The 5,054-nt window shown below is 68.7% G+C and carries 7 protein-coding genes; 5 read left to right on the top strand and 2 right to left on the bottom strand.

The annotated features are described in order from the left end of the window. The coding region (locus ACTIR_RS0104240; RefSeq protein ID WP_026453336.1) for an enolase C-terminal domain-like protein at positions 1-554 on the bottom strand (554 nt) is incomplete at its 3' end. Positions 555-660: 106 nt separating this feature from the next. Here ACTIR_RS0104240 and ACTIR_RS0104235 point away from each other — a divergent pair. The 4 genes from ACTIR_RS0104235 to ACTIR_RS0104220 all read left to right on the top strand — a co-directional run bounded on the left by ACTIR_RS0104235 (position 661) and on the right by ACTIR_RS0104220 (position 2,974). Continuing rightward, positions 661-1,377 carry a helix-turn-helix domain-containing protein gene (locus tag ACTIR_RS0104235; RefSeq protein WP_233345819.1) on the top strand — a complete coding sequence of 239 codons (717 nt, stop codon included), beginning with the start codon at positions 661-663 and terminating at the stop codon, positions 1,375-1,377. Next, complete coding sequence (locus ACTIR_RS0104230; protein ID WP_084789308.1) at positions 1,374-1,937, top strand: PIN domain-containing protein; 564 nt, start codon at positions 1,374-1,376, stop codon at positions 1,935-1,937. The genes ACTIR_RS0104235 and ACTIR_RS0104230 overlap by 4 nt, the downstream gene beginning before the upstream one ends. Positions 1,938-2,111: 174 nt before the next feature. Further along, entirely contained in the window at positions 2,112-2,612 is a 501-nt protein-coding gene (locus ACTIR_RS21650; RefSeq protein ID WP_233345818.1) for a hypothetical protein, read from the top strand. Continuing rightward, the gene (locus ACTIR_RS0104220; protein WP_026453333.1) at positions 2,609-2,974 is read left to right on the top strand and encodes a hypothetical protein; all 366 of its coding nucleotides are present in this window, start codon (positions 2,609-2,611) and stop codon (positions 2,972-2,974) included. The genes ACTIR_RS21650 and ACTIR_RS0104220 overlap by 4 nt, the downstream gene beginning before the upstream one ends. Before the next feature lie 84 nt (positions 2,975-3,058). Here ACTIR_RS0104220 and ACTIR_RS0104215 read toward each other — a convergent pair whose 3' ends face one another. Further along, positions 3,059-3,616: a GIY-YIG nuclease family protein gene (locus ACTIR_RS0104215; protein ID WP_026453332.1), complete on the bottom strand. Its 558-nt coding sequence runs from the start codon at positions 3,614-3,616 to the stop codon at positions 3,059-3,061. A gap of 150 nt (positions 3,617-3,766) precedes the next feature. Between ACTIR_RS0104215 and ACTIR_RS21645 the strand changes: the two genes are divergently transcribed. Beyond that, positions 3,767-5,054, top strand: a 1,288-nt coding sequence (locus ACTIR_RS21645) for an alkane 1-monooxygenase (RefSeq protein ID WP_065388536.1), incomplete at its 3' end; no start/stop codon positions are given.

The following is a 5,054-nucleotide window of genomic DNA, read 5'->3' as shown; positions in this document are numbered from 1 at the left end:
GCGGCGATCCGCACGTCGACCCGGCGCCGGACGGCGGCCAGTTCCCCGATGGTGCGGCAGGGCTGCTCCACGTACTCCAGGCCGCCCGCGGCCTTGTCGATCTGGCGGATGTGGGACACGGCGGTGTCGACGTCCCAGACCGCGTTGGCGTCCACCCGGACCGCGCCGCCCGGCCCGAGCGCGTCGCGGACCGCCTCGACCCGGGCGAGGTCCTCGGCCAGCGAGTCCGGGTGGTCGGCGACCTTCACCTTGGCGGTGCGGCACCCGGAGTCCGCGACGATCCCGTGGGCGCGCTCCGGGCCGACGGCGGGCACGGTGCAGTTGACCGGGACGGCCTCGCGCACGGGTTCGGGCCAGCCGACGGTGCACTGTTCGACCGCGGTCGCCAGCCACGCGGCGGAGCCGGCGTCGTCGTAGTCGGTGAACGGGCAGAACTCGCCCCACCCGGCGGGGCCTTCGAGCAGCATCCCCTCGCGCACGGTGATGCCCCGGAACCGGGCACGCATCGGGATGGCGTAGCCGCGGGCACCGGCGAAGTCGATCTCCTGGGTCATCCGGCGGGGTCCTCGTCTCTGGAGCGGTGGGAGAGGTCGGCGACGCTCATCGTAGGACGGCCGAGCCGGTGAACGGCCGGGCCGCAGACGTGGTCATTCGACCGGTGTGGGCTCGGGCCCGCTGTTCGCGGCACTGCGCGACCGGGGCGCCGAGGTGACCGGCGTCGACGCCGGCGGCCGGTCAATACCCGCCCGCGGCACCGAGGGTGTCGACGGGGCGCCAGTGTCCTGGGTGGGTGTCGCGGAGGCGGCCTCGGGCGTACTCGTCGCTTTCGATTTTTTCGCCATGTTCGCTTGTTTCGGGTATTATGGGTGTCGCTTCGAGCGTTGGGAGAGCATCATGACCGCTGCGTTGGAACCGCATACCGTGCTCCCGCCCGAACACCCGGGTGAGGACGGTATGAAGCAGTTCGCTTCCGCCCTGGCCGGATCCGAGTCCCAGGGTGACGGGCGCGCCAAGCTGATCGGTCCGGACGGCACAAAGATGGATCTACCTGAGCAGGTGTATGCCGTGCTGCGTGACGTGGCCGCAGCCATGTCGCAGGGTCTGGCCATCAGCGTGGCGCCGCACAACACCCAGTTGACCACTCAGGAAGCCGCGGACATGCTCAATATCTCGCGGCCGACGCTCACCCGGCTCCTCCGCGACGGCGAGATCGCTTACGAGCAGCGTGGTCGGCACCGCCGTGTGCGCCTCGCCGATGTGCTCGACTACCAGGACCGCTCCCGACGCGAGCGTCGAGCCGCGCTGGACGAGCTGTCCCACACAGCCGCCGAGGACGGGACGGCTGACAGTATCGACGAGTTCATCGAGACTCGGTGATCGTGTCGTTTCCCGCGTACCTGGACTCCTGCTGTCTCGTCCCGATCAATCTGACCGATGTGCTGCTGCGGCTGGCCGAAGCGCACACTTACCGGCCGTTGTGGTCGGACCAGGTACTGGACGAGGTCGAGCGCAATCTCGTGCAGGCCAGCAGCACAATGACCGCTGACAAGGCTCGACGACGAGTCGACATGATGCGCATGCAGTTCCGCGACGCCCGGGTCACCGACTACGAGTCCCTCATCCCGTCCATGACGAATGACCCCAAAGACCGCCATGTATTGGCCGCCGCCGTTCGCGGCGGGGCAGCCCTCATCGTCACCGCCAACATCAAGGATTTTCCAGCCGAGGCCGTGGAACCCTACGACATCGAGGTGACCAGCCCGGACGAGTTTCTCCTGGATCAGCTCGATCTGTATCCGGAACCAACTCTGCAGTGCCTACGCGACCTCGTCGCGGCACGAAAACGCCCTCCAGAAACGCTGCACTCGTTTCTGGCCCAGCTGGCCAAGACCGTGCCGGGATTCTGCAGAGCAGCACATCGTCACGCGACCCCGTAGCCCCCGGTTCGATAACCGGGCAGTAGTCGAACCCGCGCCGCTGTACCTCGTGACCACCGGCTGTCAGGACGGGCGACGGCGAAAAGAAACGCCTGCGGAAACTGCTCATTCGGGTCGCACAGCCACTGAGCCTTGACCGCGGCCCCCGGCTCCGTGCAACAGACGTGTGACTGGGTGGAGATACTGCTCCGGACATACCTGGCGAACCTGGGCGTCACCCCTGCTCCTTCGGGGCTTCCGGCCGGACGGCAGTCGACGGCCGAGTCACCCTCGAAGCGGTCGCCACCCACGCCGGATACGGAGCTCATCGCTGAAGTCCGGCGGAACGGGCACAAGATCACCCCGGAGCGGGTGGTACGGATCGCCCGCGCCCGTGACGGCCGGGTGGTGTGGCTGGAGGAGGGGAATGAGGAGAGCGGCCTGCGGCACCTGATGAAGCCGAAACGGGTCGCGGACTTCGCGGGAAAAGGGATCCCACAGGACGAGATCGTGGAGGTGATCTTCGAAGCCCTCATGTCCGGGGAAGCCGTAGGCATGTCCAGTAGGGACCGGATAGCCTACGATGTCACCTACCGGGGCCGGGCGCGACGGATAGCGATCTCGGTCTCCACCAACGGTTACATCGTCGGTGCGAACCCGATCTCCCTGACGAGGAAGTTGAGACCGCTGCCATGACGGAGCCGAGCGGCGAACTGACGGTCACGTTGGAGTTCGATTGGGGGGCCGGGCCATTCTGGGTTTCGGCTCCCGACGGCGGGCGCGACGACTACTCCGCGCACGACATCACCGACATCGTGCCGCTCAGTGACGCGCTTTTGGTCGCTGCCGAAGCGTGGTATCAGCGGATGCAACGCACCTACGACGACGAGAGCCCGCAAGAGATCGGGATGCGCGATCCGGGGGAGAGGGCGAAGTGGGTCGCCGACGGTCGGGAACTGGCGCGGTGGTTGAAGCGCGAGGTCGGACCGGGTGTGCGGGTGGAATACGCACCGTTCGGGGACGATGCCGAGAGCATTCCGGAACGGCCTCCGGAGTGAAGCGACGTGCTGTGCCTGCGAGCGGGAGCATGGTGGCAACCGGCACCCGGGGTCGTCGAGATCGTGCGGGTGCGTACGGGCCTCTCAGTCGTGGCCGGTCCCGTCGGCGCTCGCCCGGTAGGCCGCCCGGGCGGCGGTGAGCCGGGAGCGGATCGTGGTGGGGGTCGTCCCGGCCAGGTTCAGCGGCGGGGCGAGCTCGGCGAGCAGCGCGGTCTCCACCGGGCGCGGGTCATGGTGTCCGGCCCAGGTGAGTCGTAGGCGCGCCCGCATCCAGGTGGTGAGCCGGTCCTCGTCGTCCCCGGTGAGCACCACGTGTCCGTGCTCCCGGCGGGTCCGGTAGCCCTCGTCGGCCATCAGCAGAGCGGCGAGGGTGCGCCGCAGCGTGGACCGGCGGCTCTGCCGGAGGTGTTCCGCCGTGACCCGCGAGCGGAGCGTGCGGGTGGTGATGCCGAGGTAGAGCAGCCGGAGCTCCGGTGTGTCCGGATGGGCCGTGCCCGGGAAGTCCGGCAGCACGTCCGGGGACGCCCACCAGGCGTACAGGCCCGGAGCCCGGGGGAGCCGCGGCTGCGCCTCGGCGAGCGGGAGGGGCGTGCCCAGCAGTGCGCGACGCACGTCGTCGCGAGTACCGCCGTTCGGTTCCATCCGCTCACCTCCGGGATTCGCGTCATTCTGCCGGTGACCCGGGAACTGGACCAGAGCGCCACAACACCGATTTACAAGATCTAGCTTCTTGTCAAAGGGTCTCGACAAGCTCTACGGTTTTGTAAACCCGACGGAGGAGGTCGAGACCATATGGGTGTCAGTGACGACACCGGGACGGTCCCGCGGGGATCGACCGAGCAGTGGAAGGACGGCAAGCGCTACCTGTGGTTGCTCGGGCTGGTGGTGCCGTCCCTGGTGTTCCTCGCGATCGGGCTGCGTGAGGCCACCGGCTGGGGCGTCTGGCTCTGGATCGGGCCGATCGTGATCCTCGTGGTCGTGCCCGTCCTCGACCTGATCGCCGGGCTGGACCGGACCAACCCGCCGGACGAGGTGCTCGAACGGCTCGAGAACGACCGGTACTACCGCTGGATCACCTACCTGTACCTGCCGATCCAGTACGCCGGGTTCGTCGTGGCGTTCTGGCTGATCGGCACCGGCGATCTCGGCGTCGTCGAGAAGATCGGGCTGGCGGCCACCATCGGCTCGGTCGGTGGCATCGGGATCAACACCGCGCACGAACTCGGCCACAAGAAGGAGAGCCACGAGCGGTGGCTGTCCAAGATCGCGCTGGCGCAGAGCTTCTACGGCCACTTCTACATCGAGCACAACCGGGGCCACCACGTGCGGGTGGCCACCCCCGAGGACCCGGCCAGCTCCCGGGTGGGGGAGAGCTTCTACGCCTTCTGGCCGCGCACGGTGTTCGGGTCGCTGAAGAATGCCTGGCGGCTGGAGAAGCGCCGCTTCGCCCGGCGCGACCGGCACCCGTGGCGGCTGAGCAACGACGTGCTCAACGCCTGGCTGATGTCGGCCGTGCTGTGGGGCGCGATGATCGCCTGGCTGGGCGTCGGCATCGTGCCGTACCTGTTGCTGCAGGCCGTGGTCGGGTTCTCGCTGCTGGAGGTCGTCAACTACATGGAGCACTACGGGATGCTCCGGCAGCGCGTCGGCAAGGAGGGGCGGCGACGCTACGAGCGGGTCAACCCGAGCCACAGCTGGAACTCGAACAACATCGCCACCAACGTGCTGCTGTATCACCTGCAGCGGCACAGCGACCACCACGCCAACCCCACCCGGCGGTACCAGACGCTGCGGGACTTCGAGGAGTCGCCGAACCTGCCCACCGGCTACGCCGGGATGATCGTGCTGGCGATCGTGCCCGCGCTCTGGCGCCGGGTGATGGACCCGCGGGTGCTGGCGCACTACGACGGCGACATCACCCGTGCCAACATCCACCCGCGCAAGCGGCGGAAGGTGCTGGCGGCCCACGGCGCCACCGGCGTTCACGGCGGGGCCACGCCCGACGACGGCACACCCGGTGACGCCCCGGAGGGACACGCCGCCGTGCCGACCTCGGCCGGGTCGTCCGCGAACGGCGACC

It is taken from the genome of Saccharomonospora iraqiensis subsp. iraqiensis, from assembly GCF_000430445.1.
Classification (GTDB): domain Bacteria; phylum Actinomycetota; class Actinomycetes; order Mycobacteriales; family Pseudonocardiaceae; genus Saccharomonospora; species Saccharomonospora iraqiensis.
Note: the sequence above shows the minus strand (reverse complement) of the source record. Positions and strands in the feature narration are given on the sequence as shown.

Coding starts and splice junctions, on each gene's coding strand:
- ACTIR_RS0104220 (WP_026453333.1), top strand. CDS start 2,609: ATGACGGAGCCGAGCGGCGAACTGACGGTCACGTTGGAGTTCGATTGG.
- ACTIR_RS0104215 (WP_026453332.1), bottom strand. CDS start 3,616: ATGGAACCGAACGGCGGTACTCGCGACGACGTGCGTCGCGCACTGCTG.